This window comes from Sinanaerobacter sp. ZZT-01 (genome assembly GCF_035621135.1).
In the GTDB taxonomy this organism is placed as follows: Bacteria; Bacillota; Clostridia; order Peptostreptococcales; family Anaerovoracaceae; genus IOR16.
On sequence record NZ_CP141728.1, the window covers coordinates 2,238,734 to 2,259,564 of the forward strand.

17 protein-coding genes are annotated in these 20,831 nt (G+C 39.9%); 14 read left to right on the forward strand and 3 right to left on the reverse strand.

What is annotated here, in order from left to right; translation table 11 throughout:
- The first annotated feature begins 25 nt into the window (after positions 1–25).
- Together aspD and U5921_RS10710 are read left to right on the forward strand one after the other, a co-directional pair.
- Entirely contained in the window at positions 26–1,654 is a 1,629-nt protein-coding gene (aspD, locus tag U5921_RS10705) for an aspartate 4-decarboxylase (RefSeq protein ID WP_324823194.1), read from the forward strand.
- 130 nt (positions 1,655–1,784) lie between these two features.
- Positions 1,785–3,809 (forward strand): sigma-54 interaction domain-containing protein, encoded by a 2,025-nt coding sequence (locus U5921_RS10710; protein WP_324823195.1) that lies wholly within the window; start codon positions 1,785–1,787, stop codon positions 3,807–3,809.
- A gap of 1 nt (position 3,810) precedes the next feature.
- Here the strand turns inward: U5921_RS10710 and U5921_RS10715 are convergent, their stop codons facing one another.
- The gene (locus tag U5921_RS10715; protein WP_324823197.1) at positions 3,811–5,292 is read right to left on the reverse strand and encodes a serine hydrolase; all 1,482 of its coding nucleotides are present in this window, start codon (positions 5,290–5,292) and stop codon (positions 3,811–3,813) included.
- Between the two features lie 341 nt (positions 5,293–5,633).
- Between U5921_RS10715 and U5921_RS10720 the strand changes: the two genes are divergently transcribed.
- The 8 genes from U5921_RS10720 (at position 5,634) to U5921_RS10755 (ending at position 14,967) form a co-directional block, all read left to right on the forward strand.
- Positions 5,634–7,022: an APC family permease gene (locus tag U5921_RS10720; protein WP_324823199.1), complete on the forward strand. Its 1,389-nt coding sequence runs from the start codon at positions 5,634–5,636 to the stop codon at positions 7,020–7,022.
- 17 nt (positions 7,023–7,039) lie between these two features.
- Positions 7,040–8,068, forward strand: a complete 1,029-nt coding sequence (locus U5921_RS10725) for a P1 family peptidase (protein ID WP_324823201.1) — start codon at positions 7,040–7,042, stop codon at positions 8,066–8,068.
- Between the two features lie 19 nt (positions 8,069–8,087).
- Positions 8,088–8,885: a M55 family metallopeptidase gene (locus tag U5921_RS10730; RefSeq protein ID WP_324823203.1), complete on the forward strand. Its 798-nt coding sequence runs from the start codon at positions 8,088–8,090 to the stop codon at positions 8,883–8,885.
- A 461-nt stretch (positions 8,886–9,346) separates the two neighbouring features.
- Entirely contained in the window at positions 9,347–9,523 is a 177-nt protein-coding gene (locus U5921_RS10735) for a hypothetical protein (protein ID WP_324823205.1), read from the forward strand.
- An 87-nt stretch (positions 9,524–9,610) separates the two neighbouring features.
- Positions 9,611–12,298, forward strand: a complete 2,688-nt coding sequence (locus U5921_RS10740) for a valine--tRNA ligase (RefSeq protein ID WP_324823207.1) — start codon at positions 9,611–9,613, stop codon at positions 12,296–12,298.
- Positions 12,295–13,638, forward strand: a complete 1,344-nt coding sequence (locus U5921_RS10745) for a folylpolyglutamate synthase/dihydrofolate synthase family protein (RefSeq protein ID WP_324823209.1) — start codon at positions 12,295–12,297, stop codon at positions 13,636–13,638. The genes U5921_RS10740 and U5921_RS10745 overlap by 4 nt, the downstream gene beginning before the upstream one ends.
- A complete protein-coding gene (locus tag U5921_RS10750; protein ID WP_324823211.1) occupies positions 13,616–14,539 on the forward strand; it encodes a YegS/Rv2252/BmrU family lipid kinase in 924 nt (307 codons plus the stop codon). Before U5921_RS10745 ends, U5921_RS10750 begins: the two co-directional genes overlap by 23 nt.
- On the forward strand, positions 14,533–14,967 hold the full coding sequence (locus U5921_RS10755; RefSeq protein ID WP_324823213.1) for a GNAT family N-acetyltransferase: 435 nt from the start codon (positions 14,533–14,535) through the stop codon (positions 14,965–14,967). Before U5921_RS10750 ends, U5921_RS10755 begins: the two co-directional genes overlap by 7 nt.
- On the opposite strand, the gene U5921_RS10760 is transcribed toward U5921_RS10755, so the two are convergent.
- Both U5921_RS10760 and U5921_RS10765 read right to left on the reverse strand, forming a co-directional pair.
- Positions 14,964–16,319 carry an MATE family efflux transporter gene (locus U5921_RS10760; protein WP_324823215.1) on the reverse strand — a complete coding sequence of 452 codons (1,356 nt, stop codon included), beginning with the start codon at positions 16,317–16,319 and terminating at the stop codon, positions 14,964–14,966. The genes U5921_RS10755 and U5921_RS10760 overlap by 4 nt on opposite strands.
- Positions 16,320–16,343: 24 nt before the next feature.
- On the reverse strand, positions 16,344–17,246 hold the full coding sequence (locus U5921_RS10765; protein WP_324823217.1) for a fumarylacetoacetate hydrolase family protein: 903 nt from the start codon (positions 17,244–17,246) through the stop codon (positions 16,344–16,346).
- Between the two features lie 150 nt (positions 17,247–17,396).
- On the opposite strand from U5921_RS10765, the gene U5921_RS10770 reads away from it, so the two are divergent.
- The 4 genes from U5921_RS10770 to rnc all read left to right on the forward strand — a co-directional run bounded on the left by U5921_RS10770 (position 17,397) and on the right by rnc (position 20,828).
- Positions 17,397–18,203, forward strand: a complete 807-nt coding sequence (locus U5921_RS10770; protein ID WP_324823219.1) for a polysaccharide deacetylase family protein — start codon at positions 17,397–17,399, stop codon at positions 18,201–18,203.
- A gap of 22 nt (positions 18,204–18,225) precedes the next feature.
- Positions 18,226–18,837, forward strand: coding sequence for a single-stranded DNA-binding protein (locus U5921_RS10775; protein ID WP_324823221.1), 612 nt, complete (start codon positions 18,226–18,228; stop codon positions 18,835–18,837).
- Between the two features lie 298 nt (positions 18,838–19,135).
- Positions 19,136–20,149 (forward strand): phosphate acyltransferase PlsX, encoded by a 1,014-nt coding sequence (gene plsX / locus U5921_RS10780; RefSeq protein WP_324823223.1) that lies wholly within the window; start codon positions 19,136–19,138, stop codon positions 20,147–20,149.
- Entirely contained in the window at positions 20,142–20,828 is a 687-nt protein-coding gene (gene rnc, locus U5921_RS10785) for a ribonuclease III (protein ID WP_324823225.1), read from the forward strand. The genes plsX and rnc overlap by 8 nt, the downstream gene beginning before the upstream one ends.
- Positions 20,829–20,831: the final 3 nt, after the last annotated feature.

Genomic DNA, 20,831 nt, shown 5'->3' on the forward strand with positions numbered 1-20,831 from the left:
TAAAAATAATAGGGAGTAAATATTAATGGATAAAATGAGTCTTCAAAGAGAAGAAATAGAAAAAGTATATGGTAAAATCAGCCCATTCGAACTCAAAGACAAGTTAATAAGTCTTGCAGAAGAGTCAAACAAGAGTGGAACGCACTCGCTGCTGGATGCGGGAAGGGGAAATCCTAACTGGATAGCAGCAACACCTAGAGAAGCATTCTTCACATTTGGTCAGTTCGCAGTTGCGGAAAGCAGAAGGGTCTGGAACGAGGGGGACTTAGGGGGAATGCCCAAAAAGGAAGGGATTGCACAACGTTTCAAGCAATATATCAACAAAAACAGCAGCGCTCCAGGGGCAGAGCAACTTAAGAGGATAATAAACTACGGAATAACAATGAAAGGATTCAATCCGGACGAATGGATATACGAGCTGGCAGACGGTATAATCGGGGATAACTATCCTATGCCTGACAGGATGCTTTGGCATATAGAAAAGGTAGTGAACGACTATCTTATACAGGAGTTATGCTATAATGAACCGCTTGAAGGTATTTTCAGGACCTTTGCAGTAGAGGGAGCTACAGCAGGGATGTGCTACGTGTTCGATTCCCTCATCGCAAACAACATGCTTTCAAAGGGGGATAAAATTGCTATCATGACACCAGTGTTTACGCCATATCTAGAGATACCGCATCTGCCGCGATATAACTTTGAAGTGGTAAATATTTGTGCAAACGAAGTGGATGAGCAAGGTAACAGGACATGGCAGTATCCTGATTCGGAAATAGATAAGCTTAGTGACAAATCAATAAAGGCCCTATGCATTGTAAATCCAAGCAATCCTCCTTCGGTTGCTATGAAGCCAGAATCAGTTAAACTCCTAAAAAACATTGTCCATAAGGATAACCCAGACCTTATGATCATATCAGATGATGTATACAGTACCTTTGTGGACGGCTTCAGATCTCTGATGGCTGACCTGCCGTATAACACTATAGGGGTTTACTCTTACTCTAAATACTTCGGAGTCACAGGCTGGAGGCTTGGAACTATCGCTATCTATGAGGACAATGTATTTGATAAACTTCTAAAGGAGCAGGATGAGGACAAGAAGGAAAGGGCAAGAAGAAGATACTCCGGGCTTTCAACGAATCCAGACAGCATAAAGTTTGTAGACAGGATAGTGGCGGATAGCAGACAGGTTGCTCTTAACCACACTGCAGGACTTTCAACACCTCAGCAGGTGCAGATGGCTTTCTTTTCTTTGTTCGCTATAACGGATCGGGAGAACAAGTACAAAAATCTTACAAAGAATATCTGCCGCCGTAGGCAGAAGCTATTGTTTGAAGGGTTGGGACTTGATGTGAAAAAAGATCAATATAGCGCAGCATATTATACTCAATTCGATCTCATTGAGTGGGCAAGCCAAAACTACAGTGAGGATTTCACAAAATACCTAAAGGATAACTATAAAACTGTAGATATACTTATAAGGCTTGCAGAGCAGTCCTCAATTGTGCTCCTAGACGGAAATGGTTTCAATGGTCCTGAATGGTCTATAAGGATATCACTGGCAAATCTCTGTGACGAATCCTATTCTAAAATAGGAAAAGTTCTTCATGATGTTATGGAAGGTTATGTAGAAGAATGGACTGAAAATCACTAATATCAAAATATCTTTAAAATTAATGGAGGTGGCTGAGTAATACAAACTCAGCTACTTTTTTAGTTGTATTATTCTTTCTTGCCTTGTATAGTTAAATTGAATGGAGAATACGGTTTAGGAGGTCATGTCAATGAAAAAGATTGCACTTATCTATAAAAATAGAGAAAATCAAGAAGTTATTACTTATTTGGAAAATGCTCTGTATCACATATTTGAAGCGTATATAGAAATAAAAAGCTATTTTATCAGCGAATTGTTACCTAATGAACAAATTGAAGCAGATGCATATCTGATGGTTTATGAGGATATGATTTATCAGCTTAAAAATCATATATCAAATTTTTATAAATTGATTTTACTTGGAAGAAGTATAAGAAAAGAATTTCTGCACGCCATGCTGGAGATTCCTAAAGATACGGACGTGCTCGTTGTAAATGATTCCTATGAAACGACCATACAAACCACCTATACTCTTTATGAACTCGGTATTAGTCATTTGAATTTAATTCCATACGACAAGGAATCGACGGCAAGCGGAAATTACAATGGGATAGAGTACGCTATTACACCTAATGAAGAGAGTCTAGTACCCAAGACAGTTAAGAAAATAGTAAATATAGGGTATCGAGAAATAAGCTTTGATACATTGCTGAAATTAATGAGAAAGCTTGATCTTGAAAATGATGTGGTAAATCGAAATCTGATCAGGCATTTACACACAATCATCGAACCGAATACTGATTATCATGATAATTATTATAACAGTTATTTGAAAGGGAAATTGTTAAACCGTGTAGTGGATAATTCTTTAGCAGTTATCATTATGCTGAATGAAAAGCTGGAAGTGGTATATTTTAATGAGAAAGCGAATGTACTATTTGAGACAAATGTGAATGCTCCCTTTAAATATATTGATGCGGAACTTATACGAGGGGAAGATTTAAAAAATTATCCGTTAGTCCTCGCAGATGAAAACTATATATTTGAAAAAACTACCATAAAGCTCATGGATGAGACCATAGGCTATTTATTAAATTTGCAAAGTGAAAAGATATTACATGATATAGAGATCAATTTAAAAAATTATAACGCGAAGAAGGGACTGATTGCTAAACATACTTTTCAGGATATAATTTTTAAGTCTGATTCCATGGCAGAATGTATTGATGTGGCAAAGCAGGTAGCAAGAACAGATTATACAATATTGATAAGAGGAGAATCTGGGACTGGAAAGGAATTAATGGCCCAGTCCATACACAATTATTCTAATAGGAGTAATGCGCCTTTTGTTGCCGTAAATTGTGCAGCAATACCAGAGACTCTTCTTGAAAGTGAACTGTTTGGCTATGAAGGAGGTTCTTTTACGGGAGCACAAAAAAATGGAAAGCTTGGTTTTTTTGAAAAAGCGCATACGGGAACTTTGTTTTTAGATGAGATAGGAGATATTTCAGCCAATCTTCAAACGAGACTGCTGCGGGCGATTCAGGAAAAGCAGATTATGCGGATAGGCAGTGAAAAGGTAATCGACGTGGATATTAGAATTATAGCAGCAACCAATTCAAAATTAGAAGAAGCGGTGCAAAAGGGAAAATTCCGTGCAGATTTATTTTATCGATTAAACGTGATTCCAGTATTTTTAAAATCCATAAGTCAGAGAAAAGATGATATTTTACCCCTGTTGAAGTTTTTTCTCGGGAAAGCATACAGTAATGTTACTGAGAGCGAGAAAACATTGCTGGTAGAGTACCAATGGCCTGGGAACATCAGACAGCTTCAAAGTGCCAGCCTGTACTATAAAACACTTGGAAAATTCCCTGAGTATTTGTATGAAATAAAAAGCAGAACGACCGCAGATTCTTTCGAACCGGCAGGTTCTGCTAAGGAAAAGAATTCTGTTGATGAAAGAATACCCGTTGACGTAAATGCTGTTTCCCAAAAGGTTTTAACAGAAATCTACAAAGCTACCCAGGCTTATCATGGGATTGGACGCAGTGCAATGATTGGAAAACTGAATATGCAGGGTATTAAAATCAGTGACGGCAAACTGCGGACAATATTGTCTGACCTGGAATCTCAGGGCTTTATATCTATAAAGCGCGGCCGCTGTGGGGCACAGATTACGGAAAAGGGTATCCAATTTATCAAACAGGTGTAAGTTAATCTTTCTTAAGAAATACAATATCATCAATCAGGGGCTCAAAACGGACTCTTAAGCCAATGCTTTTATGTTTCTCATCGCAGATAAAGGTAAGTGGGATGGACAGCGTGAATATATCTTCTTTTACGTTATCCACTCGGAAATTACCGGTCCAATAAGGTGTTGCAGGTAAAAACATATCCCGATATTTCATATATAACTTGTCACCCTTGGATACTATTGTTAAAAAACCATATCCGGGATTATGGTATGTACCTTCATATAAGTGAGCCTTATAGGATGCCATAAGTTGCTGTGACGGCATTTCATTAGGGATGGCATCTGGATAAATGGAATGAAAGATGTCCACGTGGCAATCTTTATAATCTTCTGCCGTAGGCTTCCTGTCATCTCTGAATTTCCAGGTCCAGTCAACCGAAGGAAGATTCAGCAATGAGTCAATGAGAGTATAAAGAATCGTATGCATGATGGCAACGGTGGGTGAATGAAGGTTCATCATAAGGGAGATTCCAATATCATCATCTGGCATGAAGGCTTGGATAGAGGTATATCCTTCGATTTTGCCCGTATGCTTACAAATTAATTTTTCTCTGTATTTACCGGTTTTCCACCCCATAGCATATCCGTCTGAGGGATATAGTTTCGCATCGGGTCCTATATCATCTGAAAAATCTACCTGTGGGGTAATCATGGCTTGGAAGATATTTTCTGGAATCAATTGAGTGCCGTCCGCTGTGCGGCCTTTATTAATCAGGAAAGACAGCCATTTGCACATATCTATTGCGGTACAGTTAACGGAAGCTGCCGGGGCGACTACATCTACATTCCAGACGGGAAGTTTGGTAAGTTTGCCGTCTAATACCTGGTATGGATGAGCAAAATTGTCAGAATCGATCATGGCCTTTGCCTGACAATTGGCCGAGGTCATACCTAATGGATCAAACAAATAATTTTGCATCAAATTGGTCCATGATTGTCCAGTTACGGTTTCTGCAATATAACCGATTACAGCATAGATGATGTTGCTGTATTGCGGCCTGCTTCTGAAGGGGGCGCTGGGCAGAAGATATGGAAAAACTTGGGAGAATTCTTTTAATGTTTTTGGGACGGGCCAAATGGCATCATGGCCGCCAAGTCCTGTTCTGTGGCACAGCATGTCCCGAAGGGTCATGCTGCCAGTCGCTTCTTCATCCATCATTGCAAATCCAGGAATGTAGTTTATGACGGGAATATCATAGTCCAGTTTCCCAGAAGCCACCAACATGGCAATTATTGCAGAGGTCATGGATTTTGAGCAGGAGGCTACACCAAAAAGTGTAGTGTCCATTACCTCCAGTTTGTTTTCCTTGTCTCTCCAGCCAAAGGATTTCGTATAAGGTTCATGGCCTTTTTTTACAATACTCAAAGATAATCCTGGAACATTCCAGAAATCCATTTCCCGTTGAATAAGTAGTTCGTTGACAGTAGTCCTGTTTTTCATATTGATTAGTACCTCCTAATTGATAATAATTAAGATAAAGTAATGCAATTATTATACCAATAAAATGGGACGGCAAAAGAGAAGGTATACATCAGCCATACTCTGTTATTGAATGAAAGGATAAGATAGGAAACTCATCCTCCAATGAGAAATTAAAACATTAGTGTAACACCACATATGATAATATAAATAGTGTTAAATTGGATTTAATAGGATAAAAAAGTTATTTTAGCCTGAAATGCTTGCAGATTCTGCTTTTTTTCAACAATTATTAATTGGCACTGTTTTTGCAATATCTTAATATATAGTCGCAGACTACAAAATATTAAGGAGGAAAAATTATGAATTCAAAAAGTAATTTTGATGCAACAGTCAATGAAGTTGGATTTAAAAAGGAAATCGGTCTCTTTGGCGGTGTAAGCATCATTGGCGGAATCATGATTGGTTCGGGAATTTTTTATTTAGGTTCATATGTATTGGAACGAACTCAAATGAGTATGGGATTGGCCTTGCTATGTTGGATAGTGGGAGGAATCGTGTCCCTGCTTGGAGGTTTGTGCTTTGCCGAATTGGGAGCATCTTGCCCGAAATCCGGTGGAATGGTTATTTATTTAGATGAAGCCTATCACCCAGTTGTGGGTTATATGTTTGGTTTTACAAGCTGGCTTCTTAGTGGTGCAGGATCCATTGCGGCATTAGCCATTGCATTGCCTACCGCATTGAGAGGTTACATCTCATTATCCGATTTTACAATAAAAGGAATCGCTATCGCGTTGATTATTCTATTGACGGCATATAATTCAATGGGAATCAAGCAGGGAACCATATTACAGAATGTCTCAATGGTTGCAAAATTAATTCCTATTATTATCATTATCTTGGGAGCAATTGTGCTAGGTAAGCAAAATCCCGATTTAAGCCTAGTCCCTACCGGCAGCGGAGATGTCAGCTTCAGTGCCATAATCGGTATGATTGCTTTTGCTACAGTAGCTACTTTGTGGGCCTATGAAGGTTGGACGAATCTGAATTCTCTTGCTGAAGAGATGAAAAATCCGGCTAAGAACTTACCAAGAGCATTACTGATTGGTATCGGTGCTATCACCGTGATTTATACTTTATTCAACTTTGCTTTATACAAAGTTCTTCCCCATGGAGAGATTGTGAGTATGATTGAAAGTGGAAATTTATATCTGGGAACAGAAGTAGCAAAGCGTGTTTTCGGTGGCATCGGCGGAGGACTGGTGCTTGTGACCATGATCATTGCCATGTTCAGTGCTCTGAATGGGATGATTATTGCCTTTCCTCGTAATTATTATGCTATGGCAAAAGAGGGACACTTCTTTAAGAGTTATGCAAAATTGCACCCTAAATATAATGTTCCTACCACATCATTAATTTGGCAGGCAGTTATCGCAACGGTATTAGTTCTTTTAAGAAATTTGGATCAGCTGACCTCTCTGGTAGTATTTGCGGGGATGCTGTTCAATGTATTATGTGTAGTGGCTGTTATTGTGTACAGGAAGAAATTCCCAACACTTGAACGTCCGTACAAGGCCTGGGGATATCCGGTCACGGTCATTATTTCCATTGCCCTGTTTGCGGGGTTGATGATCAATACCCTGATGGAAGACCCGTTTACCGCTTTAATTGGTTTAATCGTACCGGCTATGGGTGCAGTGGTTTATTTTATATTTGACAGGAAGCTAAAAGCAGAAAAAAACAGAGTATAGAGGAGGAGACATAAGAGATGGGTTTACCTAAAGATTGTGAAGTGAGCATTCGAAGCAGATTTAAAAAAGGAGAGCGAAATCTGATTACAGATGTTCCCGGTGTAAAAGTAGGACATGTGACTTTAAAAAATAATGAAAAAGATATACATACGGGGGTTACAGCTATTTTACCCCATACGGGAAATCTTTTTAAAGATAAAGTGTTAGCAGGAAGTTCTGTGATAAATGGTTTTGGTAAAAGTGTCGGGTTGGTTCAGATTGAAGAATTAGGAAATATTGAGACACCGATTATCATGACAAATACTTTTGGCGTGGGAACGGCCATGAATGCATTGACAAAATATATGTTAAAGGATAATGAGGATATAGGAACGACCACAGGCACAGTAAACTGTGTGGTTACAGAATGCAATGACGGAGAACTGAATGACATCAGAGGAATGCATGTCACAGAGGAAAATGTGTTACAGGCATTAGACAATTGTGGGGATGTATTTGAAGAAGGTGCAGTGGGATCCGGTACCGGCATGATTTGCATGGGCATCAAAGGCGGAATAGGATCTGCTTCAAGACTTGTATCTTGTGACAATAAAGAGTATACTATCGGAACTATTCTGATGTCCAATTTTGGAATGTCTGGAAACCTGATGATAGATGGCCGAAGAATTGATACAGAGCATACGGTGCCGAGATGCAAGGCTGAACAGGGATCGGTTATTATCATCATTGCAACAGATATACCCCTTAATGAGAGACAGTTGAAGCGTGTGGCAAAACGAGCCACTGTATCTTTGAGCCGGACCGGTTCCTTCCTAGGAAACGGCAGCGGAGACATTGCAATTGCGTTTTCCAACACTAATATAATGCCCCATTACAGTGAAAAAAATATTATTGACACTAAAATGTTCCATGATGATGCGATAGACAAAGTATTTGAAGCAACGGCAGAAGCGGTGGAAGAAGCGGTAATCAGTTCGATTTATCATGCAGAGACGGTAAAGGGCATCAGAGATAAAGAAGTATTTGCTTTAAAAGAATTTTTATAGGATGGATGAGAGGATAAAGATGAAAGTATTTATCAGCGCTGATATAGAAGGCGTAACTGGTGTTACCAGTTGGTGTGAAACGAGATATGGCGGACAGGGGTATGAAGCAGCCTGCAGGCAAATGACTTTGGAGGTGGCAGCGGCATGTAGAGCAGCCATGAAACTGGGATACGAAGTGGTGGTTAAGGATGGACATGAAGATGCTTTAAATATCGATTTGACACAATTGCCAAAAGGTGTACAGTTAATTCGGGGATGGATGACCACTCCGGCATCTATGATGGGTGGACTGGATGAGAGTTTTGCCGCAGCTGTTTACATTGGATACCATTCTCCTGAAGGAAGCGATGCAAGTCCATTAGCGCATACCATGGAACATGATTTATTCAACTGGATAAAAATTAATGGAGAGTTAGCTTCGGAGTTTTTATTGAATGCACTTTGGGCAACAGCTCATGGGGTTGCCTCTGTGTTTCTTTCGGGAGATGACGGCATGTGCCGTTTGGCTCAAAAGAGCCATCCAGAAATCTTTACCGTAGCCACAAAGAAGGGAATTGGTAATGCTGTATGGAATATTCATCCGGAAGAGTCTATAGAAAAAATCGAAAAAGGTGTGGAAAAAGCATTGGAAGCCGGAATCGGATTAATGCCCATTGAAAAGGAATATAATATGATTATTAATTTCAAAGAGCATCAAAATGCCAGAAGAGCATCTTGGTATCCAGGAGCAAAACAAACGGACAGCAATACGGTGGAATATACAGCAGAAACACCTTGGAAATTAAGTGTGGCACGCATGTTCATGACAGAAATATAGCCTAAGCTTGTTCACTTATTAGAGGTGAAAGTGATCCAAAAGCCTTGTTTAATTTTATTTTGAACAGGGCTTAAATAATCCAAGGTACATAAAATAGATAGAAGAAAAGAGTATCATTATGCCTTATTAAGATATTGAATTCATATCCAGAAATGAGAATATAATCATGCTGTGTCAGAATATGCATATGGCTGGTACAAGCAGGTTCGTCCACATTCGTACAACGCATATCAGACACCGTTTGAAGCTAGATTTGATTAGGGTTAATTAGATGGTGGTGTTACAAAAATGCTTGACCATTTCATGTAGTTTCTGCTGTTGTGACCTTCCTTTTTCTATAAATAACAAATCACTTGACAAAGGTCTTAGATGCGATAAAATAAAAGATAAGCTGTTTTACCATATGAACAGTAAAATTGAATAGGACGCTGTGAAAAAGAGGAGTACCGGGAAAATGCTTTATGAGAGAACGAAATCCGTGGCTGAAAGATTTCGAAAGCCTCTGCCTTGGGAAGGTTGCTTTGGAGCGTAACAAAAAAGAGAGTCAAAGCAAGGCGAAAGCCTGCGCAGTCTTTGCGCGTCCGATGCAGCATTGCTTTGAAATAAAGGTGGTACCGCGGAAAGAATCCGTCCTTTAAGGAATATTCCTTAAAGGGCGTTTTTAGTTAGAAGAATAATTTCAAAGAAAAGGAATCATAAATAGGAAGAAAAGAGAGGATTGCCAGATGGAAAAAAACTTAGCCAAGACTTACAGTCCAAAAGAATTTGAGGATCGAATCTATCAGGATTGGGAAAACAGCGGTGCATTTCACGCTGAAAGAGATGAAAATAAAAAGCCGTTTACCATTGTTATGCCGCCGCCAAACATCACGGGCCAGCTGCACATGGGACATGCGCTAGATCAGACCTTGCAGGACGTTTTGACGCGCTTTAAGAGAATGCAAGGCTATTGTGCACTTTGGCTTCCGGGAACGGACCATGCCAGCATTGCAACAGAAGTTAAGGTTGTCGAAAAGCTGCGTGCAGAAGAAGGAAAGACAAAAGAAGAAATCGGGCGAGAAGAGTTTTTAAAGAGAGCCTGGGCATGGAAGAAGGAGTATGGCGAACGAATTGAGAATCAGATTCGAAAGCTCGGAAGTTCGTGCGATTGGGAAAGAGAACGCTTTACGATGGATGAAGGCTGTAGTCAGGCTGTCTTAGAGCAGTTTGTGCGCTTATATGAGAAGGGCTTGATTTACAAAGGGAGCCGTATTATTAATTGGTGTCCGGAATGTAAAACCTCTTTGTCCGATGCAGAAGTAGAGCATGAAGATAAAAATGGAAAATATTGGTATTTTCGTTATCCGGGTGAAGACGGAGGGGAAGGTGTCGTTGTGGCAACTTCACGGCCGGAGACTATGTTCGGTGATGTAGCGATCGCTGTAAATCCAAGCGATGAACGATACCAGGATATCGTGGGGAAAAAAGTGATTCTTCCACTCGTAGGACGCGCGATTCCGGTGATTGCTGACCCATATCCGGATCCCGAGAAAGGAACCGGCGCGGTTAAAATTACACCGGCGCACGACCCGAATGACTTTGAAGTGGGCGAACGTCATAATCTGGAGAATTTGACTTGCATCAACGAAGATGCAACGATGAACCATGAAGCCGGAAAATATGAAGGCATGAGTCGTTACGAATGCAGGAAGGCTTGGGTTTCCGATTTGGAAAGTGCGGGTTTCCTTGTAAAAACAGAAGAGAAGGTCATTCCGTCCGGTGAATGCTACCGCTGTCATACCGTGGTAGAGCCGATGGTGAGTGATCAGTGGTTTGTCGCGATGGAAGAGCTTGCAAAGCCTGCGATTGAAGCCGCGAAAACAAAGGCACTTACACACGTTCCGGACCGTTTTGAAAAAATTTACTTGCACTGGTTGGAAGAAATTCGAGACTGGTGTATTTCCAGACAGCTTTGGTGGGGCCACCGTATCCCTGCATATTACTGCGACGATTGCGGAGCGCTCATGGTTTCAAAAGAAGCGCCTGAAAGCTGCAGCAAGTGCAACAGTACACACCTCCATCAGGACGAAGATGTGCTGGATACTTGGTTTAGTTCCGCGCTGTGGCCATTTTCAACCCTAGGCTGGCCGAATGAAACCGAAGATTTAAAATACTTCTACCCGACTGATGTTCTTGTTACCGGATATGATATCATTTTCTTCTGGGTTGTCCGTATGGTATTTTCCGGTCTTGATGTGATGGGTGAAGTGCCGTTTAAATATGTATATGTACATGGACTGGTTCGGGATGCCGAAGGCAGAAAGATGAGCAAATCACTTGGAAATGGCATTGACCCGCTGGAAATCATCGACCAGTTTGGTGCAGATGCACTGCGTTTCATGCTGATGACAGGCATTACACCGGGCAATGATATGCGCTTTCAGACAGATAAACTGGAATCGAGCCGGAACTTTGCAAATAAGCTTTGGAATGCCTCACGTTTTGTAATCATGAACCTGCAGGATGAAGACGGAAACTTGAGAGCAATGGAAGCAGAGAAAAAAGGCTTACCGAAGATTGCATTAAGAGAAGAAGACAAGTGGATTCTCTCTAAAATAAATGCCGCGGCAAAAGAGATTACTGCGAACATGGAACGGTTTGAGCTGTCCTTAGGCGCACAGAAGATTTACGAATTGATTTGGAATGAATATTGCGACTGGTATATTGAGCTTGTGAAAGCAAGACTCTATGGTGATGATGAAGAGGACAAGAAGGTTGCCCGCTTTGTTCTCGTGAGAGCACTGAAAGATATGTTAAAGCTTCTACATCCGTTTATGCCGTTTATTACCGAGGAAATTTGGAGCTTCCTTCCACGAGAAGACGATGCAGAGAAATTCCTTATGGGCGAGAACTGGCCGGTTTACAGTGAGGAACTGGCATTTGAAGAAGAAGTGGAGAATTTAGAGCTTACAATGGATGTGATTCGCAGCATCCGTAACATTCGTGCGGAAGCAGAAGCGGCACCTTCAAAGAAGCTGCATGCGGTTATCTTCGCTTCTGGCAAAGAGAAGGACTATTTAAAGAGTACGGAACGTCACATAAAAAGCATTGCCAATATTGTAGAAATACATTATATCCATGATCGTGCGGAGATTCCGGAAGAAGTGATGTCTGCGGTTATAAATCGTGTGGAAATTTTTATTCCGCTGGATGATCTTTTGGATTATAAAGCAGAATTAGAGCGTTTACAAAAAGAAAAGAAACGGCTGACCGGCGAAGTAGCACGTGTGAAAGGTAAACTTTCTAATGAAGGCTTTGTAAGTAAAGCACCGGAAGCAGTCATTTCCGCAGAGAGAGAGAAGATGCAAAAATATGAGGATATGCTGGAAAAAGTGATCGCACGTCTCACATTGGTGGAAAAGAAATTATCATGATGACATATGAACAAACATTAGAAAAGATACACGAATTTGGAAGATTTGGAAGTAAATTAGGATTAGAACGGATGCGTACACTTATGGCTTATTTGGGAAATCCACAGGATTATCTCAAAGTGATTCACGTAGCCGGAACGAACGGGAAAGGGTCGGTTTGCCGTTACCTTTATTCCGTATTGTTGGAGCATGGATATAGGGCGGGGTTATATACCTCTCCCTATATTGAGAAATTTACAGAGCGTATTGAAAGAAATGGCGAGCCTATTTCTGAAAAAGATTTAAGCATTTGTACGGCGGAAGTATTGACGCAGACAGAAAAATTAATTCAGGATGGATTTGAATCACCGACGGAGTTTGAAATAATTACAGCAATTGCTTTTCTTTACTTTTGGAAGAAAAAAGTAGACTATGTTGTACTGGAAGTTGGATTGGGAGGAAAAGGCGATTCGACAAATATTGTGAAAAAGCCTCTTGCCGCGGTGATTACTTCGATTTCTTTTGATCATATGGAATATTTAGGTGATACTTTGGAGAAAATTGCTTATGAGAAAGCCGGGATTATAAAAGAGAAGGTCCCCGTTATAAGTAATGTGAAGGATCGTAATGCTTCGAAAGCAATTGCTTCTATTGCAAAAAACAAGCATGCACCTTTTTATGATCTTGCAGATCGCAATTCCGTTTCAAAAGACTGTACGATTCAAAATGTGAGCTTGAATCGCACAACAATGGATAGTTACCATTTTTCTGCAAAGATAATGGATACTGTTTATGATGATATAGCATTGACAATGATTGGTGAACACCAAGTGGAAAACGCTCTGTGTGCTTTGACAGCCCTTGAAATCCTGAAAAAGGAGCATATAATAGATCTATCAAAACAAATGATTTTACAGGGTATGAAAAAGGCGAAGCAGATAGGCAGATTTGAGGTATTGCAGAAGAAACCTTATGTGATTATCGACGGCGCACATAATGATGATGGAGCAAAAGCGCTTTCCAATGCTTTGCGAAAGCACTTTTCGGGAAGAAGGATTTTGCTTATTATCGGGATGCTGGCCGATAAAGAAATCGATAAAATGATTTCTGATTTTGCGGATACCGGAGCTGTTTTGGTTGCAACACAGCCGGATAATCCAAGAAAATTGAATGCAGAAGATTTATGCCTTAAAATAAAAAGAGCGGGTTTTCATTGTGTATTTGCCGGGTTACCGGAAGAGGCCGTGCGGTATGCAAAAAAGAAGCAAGACAATTTTGATGCGATTGTATTTGCCGGCTCATTATATTTAATTGGTAATATTAGGGAGATGTGGAATCATGAAGAATACGAACGCGCATAAAGTATTGTTAATATACAATCCAAAGGCCGGAAACGGGATGTTTAAAAATAGTTTGGATTTGATTATTGAGCAATTTCAAAAAAAGGATATGCAGATTATTCCGATTCGTGCGGATAAACCGGACTTTTTATCGGAGGTATTTCGTGATCTTGAGAAGAAGAAATATAGGAAAGTGATTGCAGCAGGCGGAGACGGAACCATTAATGTGGTGGTGAATGCGATGTTGAACAATAAAATTGATTTACCTTTAGCTATTTTTCCTGCGGGTACAGCAAATGATTTTGCGTATTATTTTGATATCCCCCACGAAATTGAACAGATGATCGAAGTAGCCTTGGATGAAAAATATACCTTTGCTGATGTGGGACGCGTTAATGAGAAATATTTTATAAATGTTGCAGCAATGGGATTTTTAGTGGATGTAAGTCAAAAAACTGACCCGAATATAAAAAATACATTGGGAGTGATTTCCTACTATTTAAAAGGAGTTTCGGAAATTCCGAACCTTCGTCCGATTCAGATAAAAATCACCAGTGAAGAATATACAGCGCAGGAAAAGATATACTTTATGCTGGTTATGAATGGGCGCTCAGCCGGAGGCTTTAAGAGAATTGCACCAACTGCTGAGATTAACGATGGACTATTAGATGTTATGCTATTTCGAGAGATGCCGATTATTGATCTGCCGCCTCTGTTAATTAATGTTTTAACTGGCCAGCATATAGAAAATAAAAATGTGGTTGCGTTTAAAACGAAGAAGTTGTTTATAGAATCGGATCAGCAGGTAGGAACGGACGTTGATGGAGAAAAGGGCGTGGAATTTCCTTTGGATATTGAAGTGATTCCGCAATGCCTGCGAATCAATACGATTCATGATAATATGGAGGGCGCAAAATGGTAAAGATTAATGAGACAAAAGACTATCTTCCCGTTATGGAATTATTTTTGAAAAATGATTTGGAGATGGACGAGGAAGAATTGATTTCTCCGAATATTCTTCATTGCTGGAAAGCGGAGACAGAAGAAAATCTGTTAATCGGTGGTTGTGTTTTGGCTTATTTTGAAGGAGAATATATCATAGACGGAATTGCCGTAGAAGAACCGTACCGCAAAAGTGGTACGGCAAAAGCCTTATTGAATCAAGCGGTGGAAAAAGCAAGGCAGCTCGGAGCAAAGCAGATTTTTTTAGTGGCACGTGCTCCGGAATTTTTCCGAAAACAAGGGTTTCAAAATGTTGGATGGGATGAGCCACCTGCGTTTTTCGATTGCTATACCTGTCCTCAGCGTGGACAAAAATGTTTTCCGGAAGTGATGAAGCTTGTTCTTTAAACTTCCAAAACTCGCCTCCATCTTCCTTTGAAATAATATACGGCAAAGCAGAGCATACAGCCTAACCAGGAAAGAACATAGGCATAAAAAATAACGGACACATCAGTGTATTTTGAAGAGAGCAACCAAATGAGAAAAATTCTAAGAATACACATATTACCGGTAATGATCAGCATAGAAGGCAAAGAGTAGCCGGCACCGCTGATCGTGCCGCTGAAAACATGAATCATAGCTAAAAGAAAGTAAAAAGGAACCATGTTCTGTATAATGAGAGCACAGAACTTTAGAACCTCCGGCTCTCTCGTAAAAATTTGAAAGACAAAATTACCTGTTATGTAAAAAAGAGAAGACATAAAGATACATAGACCGCAGTTCATCAGCATGCAGACTCGCACGCCCTGATAGACGCGGTCTGTTTTTTTTGCACCGACATTTTGTCCCGTGTAAGTAGTCATTGCCAGACCAAAACTTAAAATAGGAAGAATTAAAAAGCCATCTAATTTGCTGAAAATACCCCAGCCTGCCATAGCAGTGGCACCGAATTTATTAATATAAGCCTGGATAATGACGTTAGAAAGACTAATCACCATCTGCTGGATTCCGGTAGGAATTCCCAATAATAAAATACGTTTTAGCCTAATTGGATATATTTTTAAAGCTTTAAGATCCAGTCGGAAGTTTTCTTTCGATAAAACCAGCTTTCTTACTACGAGAAATGCAGCAATTGATTGAGAAATAAGTGTTGCAAGTGCAACACCCATGACATTGAGGTGAAATACCACTACAAACAGGAGGTCTAAAATGATGTTAATGATGCTTGCTGCACCCAAATAATAGAGTGGTGTTTTTGAATCACCAACCGCTCGGAGGAGTGCTGCTCCCATGTTATAAATTAATAGAAAAAAGATTCCGGAGAAAAAGATTTTAAGATAGATAGAAGCCTGTGAAAACACAGAGCTTGGGGTGTGAATCCAGGTTAAAATCGGATCAGCCATAAAAACGCCTAAAACGGACAAAAAAAATCCGAACAGTATGGTGAATACAGCGGCTGTTTGAAGCGTTTCTTGTACATATACTTCTTTTTCTGCACCAAAATATTGGGAGATGACGACTCCGGCACCTATCGTCAGTCCCATAAAAAGCGCAATTAAAACATTGATGATGGAAGTGCTTGATCCAACGGCAGCAAGCGCATAGCTTCCGATGAAATTCCCCACGACGATGGAGTCGACTGTATTATATAATTGTTGAAATAGATTTCCTAGAATCAGCGGAAAAGAAAAAAGAAGGAGCTGTTTCCAGATCACTCCTTTTGTCATAAGTGTAGTATTAGATTGTTTGTTCTGTTCCATTTTTATTAACTCCTGTTTCTTATATTATTTTATTGTATTTTTTAAAATTCCTATTTTTTCAATTTCGCATTCAACGACATCACCGGGGTGCAGCCATTTTGGAGGCTGAAAGCCCATTCCGACACCTGCTGGTGTTCCCATAGCAATCACTGTGCCAGCCTTTAAGGTCATTCCTTGGGACAGTTCGTGAATGACATAGGCGATATCAAAGATTAAGGCGGCGGTTGAGCTGTTTTGACGCAGTTCTCCGTTTACACGGGAACAGATTTTTAAATTGGGCGGCGAAATGATTTCATCCGAAGTGGTAATGCATGGACCCATAGGCAGAAAACCATCCAAACTTTTTCCAAAGTACCATTGCTTGTGCCGTGTTTGCAGATTTCTTGCGCTGACATCGTTAATAATCGTATAACCAAAGACGTAATCATAGGCGTCTTCTTTTTTGATCTGAAAAGCATTTTTTCCGATAATGACAGACAGCTCTGCTTCATAATCCAAACTATCAACGATGCTGCTGTGAGATGAGATTGCACATTCGGTTCCGATGGCTTGATTTACCCGTTTTGAGAAGTAAATAGGATACGAGCGTTCGCCTCCGAAGGCTTCCGCCTTGTAACGTGCGGATTCTTCTGCATGAGCCATATAGTTGATACCAAGGCAGATCACGTCTTGATTCGGCTTTGGTATGGGTGCGCAAATGGCTGCATCGGAAAGTGCAATACAGTTTTCGGATACGTTTTCTGGCAGAAAATCCAAAGAAATGGATTCTTTCAGCATAGAAAATTCATCTTCGGTAGCATCTGTAATAAATTGATTCATATCTTTATGAGAAAGTCCCAATGCAGAAATTGGGATCAATGTTTTCTGGTCTTTTTTTAGAACTGCAACAAATTCTTCTTTTTCATTTCTTATGGTAAATAGCTTCATATTTCATCTCCTTGATAATTGGAAGATATTTTATACACACAGTGTACCACAAAAAATTAATAGGAAAAAGTGCTTTGCAGTTTTCTTTGCATAAGCTGAGTAAAAACAGAATAGAATGCAATAGAAGCTTTTAGAAAGGAATGTAATATTATGAGGGTATTATCAAAATTCCCTAAGCTGGCTTTCTTATTATGCGGGCTAATTATAGTCATGGCAGCAGTTTCCGTATCCGTTTTTCATTTTCCGGTTGCAATCGGGGTAGATCGTCAATTGCCGATTTATTCAGTGGATACCTCCGAAAAAAAGGTGGCGATCAGTTTTGACGCTTCTTGGGGGAACGAGCATACAAAGCCGATCTTAGAGATATTAAAAGAGCATCAAGTCAAGACAACCTTTTTTCTAGTCAGTCTTTGGGTTGATAAATATCCGGACGATGTCGCAGAGATCGCGAAAAATGGACATGAGATTGGAAATCATTCATCTACACATCCGGATATGGCAAAGCTTTCTGAGGAACAGATGAAAGAGGAGCTTTCCGATTTAGCGGGTAAAGTAGAGAAAATAACAGGAAGCAGACCTGTGCTTTTCCGCCCTCCTTTTGGTTCTTATAACAACAATGTAATCGAAACCTGTGAAAAAGAAGGTTACCATGTCATTCAGTGGGATGTTGACAGTTTAGACTGGAAAAATATCAGTACAAACCAGATCGTAGAGAGAGTGACACGTAATGTAAAACCAGGATCGATTGTGTTGTTTCACAACAATGCAGAACACGTTGAGGAATATTTGCCGATTATTTTAGATAGATTACAGGAAGACGGATATAAAATTGTTCCTGTAGGAGAGATTATTTATCAAAAAGGATATCACATTGACCACGCAGGAAAACAAGTTCTTGAGCAAAGTGGAAAGGTTAAGCGTGATGCAGAGGAAAGTAAATCGTCCGTTACGGAATAAAAAATGACAAGGGGGAAGAAAAGTGGAAAACGGCTTAGAGACAAACAGTGTGGAATTATTGGGGACCATATTAAGCGATGCGGTATTCAGCCATAAATCTTATGGGGAGATGTTCTATTGTTTTATGTTGGGAGTGGAACGAAAAAGTGGCTATCAGGATGAGATACAAGTAATCGTATCCGAACGCCTTATTTGGAAAACTCCTTTTTCTGTAGGACAGAGGGCTCATATTGTAGGACAGATACGTACCTATAATGAAGCGGCAGAGGGAAGGAATCGGCTGAATGTGGTTGTTTTTACAAGGGAATTTCGTATTGATGAGGAAAGCAAAGAGGATGAAAACCGTGTTTTTCTCGAGGGATTTGTATGCAAGGTGCCGATTGGCAGAGTTTCTCCTTTAGGCAGAGAGATTTGTGACATCATGCTTGCCGTTAACCGAATGTATAACAAATCGGATTACATACCTTGTATAGCATGGGGGAGAAATGCAGGATATACAAGTAAATTAGAGGTCGGGAGTAAGCTTTGCATTACCGGACGGATCCAGAGTCGAGAGTATCGTAAAAAGGATGAAGAAGGTAATGTAACCATAAAAACAGCCTATGAGGTTTCAATTCTTAAGATTGAAGCATAAATTCTTATTTTATTAAATTTAATTAACAGCTTCTGCAGCAAACAGGAGCTGTTTTTATTATGTCGGAGGAGGTTTCTTAAAATAAGGTGTAAAATAAGATAAATATAGAAATCTAAAATAACAGCAGACAGAATGCGTATACTAAATAGAATATGCTATCAGTGCCTGCTGTTATTTCATTGTGGCAATGATGGAATTTAGACATTTTTTTTTTGGAAAATTGCAATTAACATGGCTTTGTGATATATTTTATAGTTGTGAGAATTACAATTTCCTGGATGAAAAGGAGTAGAAGTGAATGAAAATTGCCATTGACGGAATGGGAGGCGACCACGCGCCTGCTGAGATCGTAAAAGGTTGTGTGGAAGCCAGCAAAAAAATAGAGCATGAAATATATATCATTGGCCGTGAAGATGAAATACAGAATGAATTAAAAAAATACACTTATAAAGAAGAACAAATCAAAATAGTACATGCATCAGATGTTATTACTATGAAAGATGCACCTGTAAAAGCGGTCCGAACAAAGACGGACTCTTCTCTTGTAAAAGGGCTGAATATGGTAAAAAACGGAGAGGCAGATTTATTGATATCCGCAGGAAATTCGGGTGCAATTATGGCAGGAGGCCTTTTTATTTTAGGCAGGATTCCTGGAATTGACCGGCCGGCAATTGCAACAACTTATCCGATATTGGGTAAAGGCATGTCACTGATGGTGGATTCAGGTGCAAATGCGGAATGCAAACCAACCAATTTGCTGGAATTTGCCACAATGGGCAGCATTTATATGGAACGTGTCTTTGGCATTACAAAACCAAAGGTTGGATTAGTTAATATCGGAACAGAAGAATCAAAAGGAACCACCTTATTAAAAGGAGCACATGAGCTTTTAACCAAAAGTCATTTGAACTTTATTGGAAATGTAGAAGCGAGACAGGTTCCGGATGGAGTTTGTGATGTCATTGTTTGTGACGGCTTTGTGGGAAATATTATTTTAAAATTGACGGAAGGTTTGGCATGGAGCATTCTGCAGCTGATGAAGAAAAAATTTACACAAGGGCTGCGCTCCAAAATGGGAGCATTGCTTTTATCCAATCGTTTAAATGAGATGAAACAGGAATTTGATTATTCCGAATATGGTGGAGCCCCGATTTTAGGTGTAAAAGGCGTATTATTAAAAATTCATGGTTCATCAAATGCAAATGCGGTAAAAAATGCTATCATTAAAGGGATACCATATGTAGAGAATAAAGTAGTAGAAGTGATTCAGGATTCAGTACTTGAGTTGGAGGAAATAACACAAAGTGAGTGAATTTGATTTTTCGAAAACAATTGGGCATACCTTTAAGGATTCTCACCTTTTAAAAAATGCATTGACACATAGCTCTTATATTAATGAAAGCAAGCAGGCATATAGCGATAATAATGAACGGCTTGAGTTTTTAGGAGATGCGATTTTAGATGCAGTTATCAGTGATTACTTATACCAGCGTCTGAGTGAGGTAGAAGAAGGTCAACTGACAAAGCTGCGTTCTTTGGTTGTTTGTGAACGTTCTTTAATGGAATGTGCGTCTCGATTGGGAGTTGGGAAACATTTATATTTAGGTAAAGGTGAAGAAAACAGTGGGGGAAGACAACGCACTTCCATTTTAGCAGATGCGATGGAAGCGGTGATTGGTGCAGTCTATCTTGACGGAGGTTGGAAGGCAGCTGTAGATTTTATCTTGCACATTTTTAGGGATACGATAGAGGATGCACTGGCTGGGAGACTATATTCAGATTATAAAACAGAGCTTCAGGAAAGATTACAGATCAATGGTGAGGTTTCCATTCTTTATGAGGTAGAGAAAGAGGAAGGTCCAGATCATGATAAGACCTTTTATGTTTGCTTGACTGCAAATAAAAAGATAATCGGGCATGGTCAGGGGAGAAGCAAGAAAGAGGCGGAACAGCATGCTGCGAGAGCTGCAATAAAAAAAATGGGGTGTTAATTT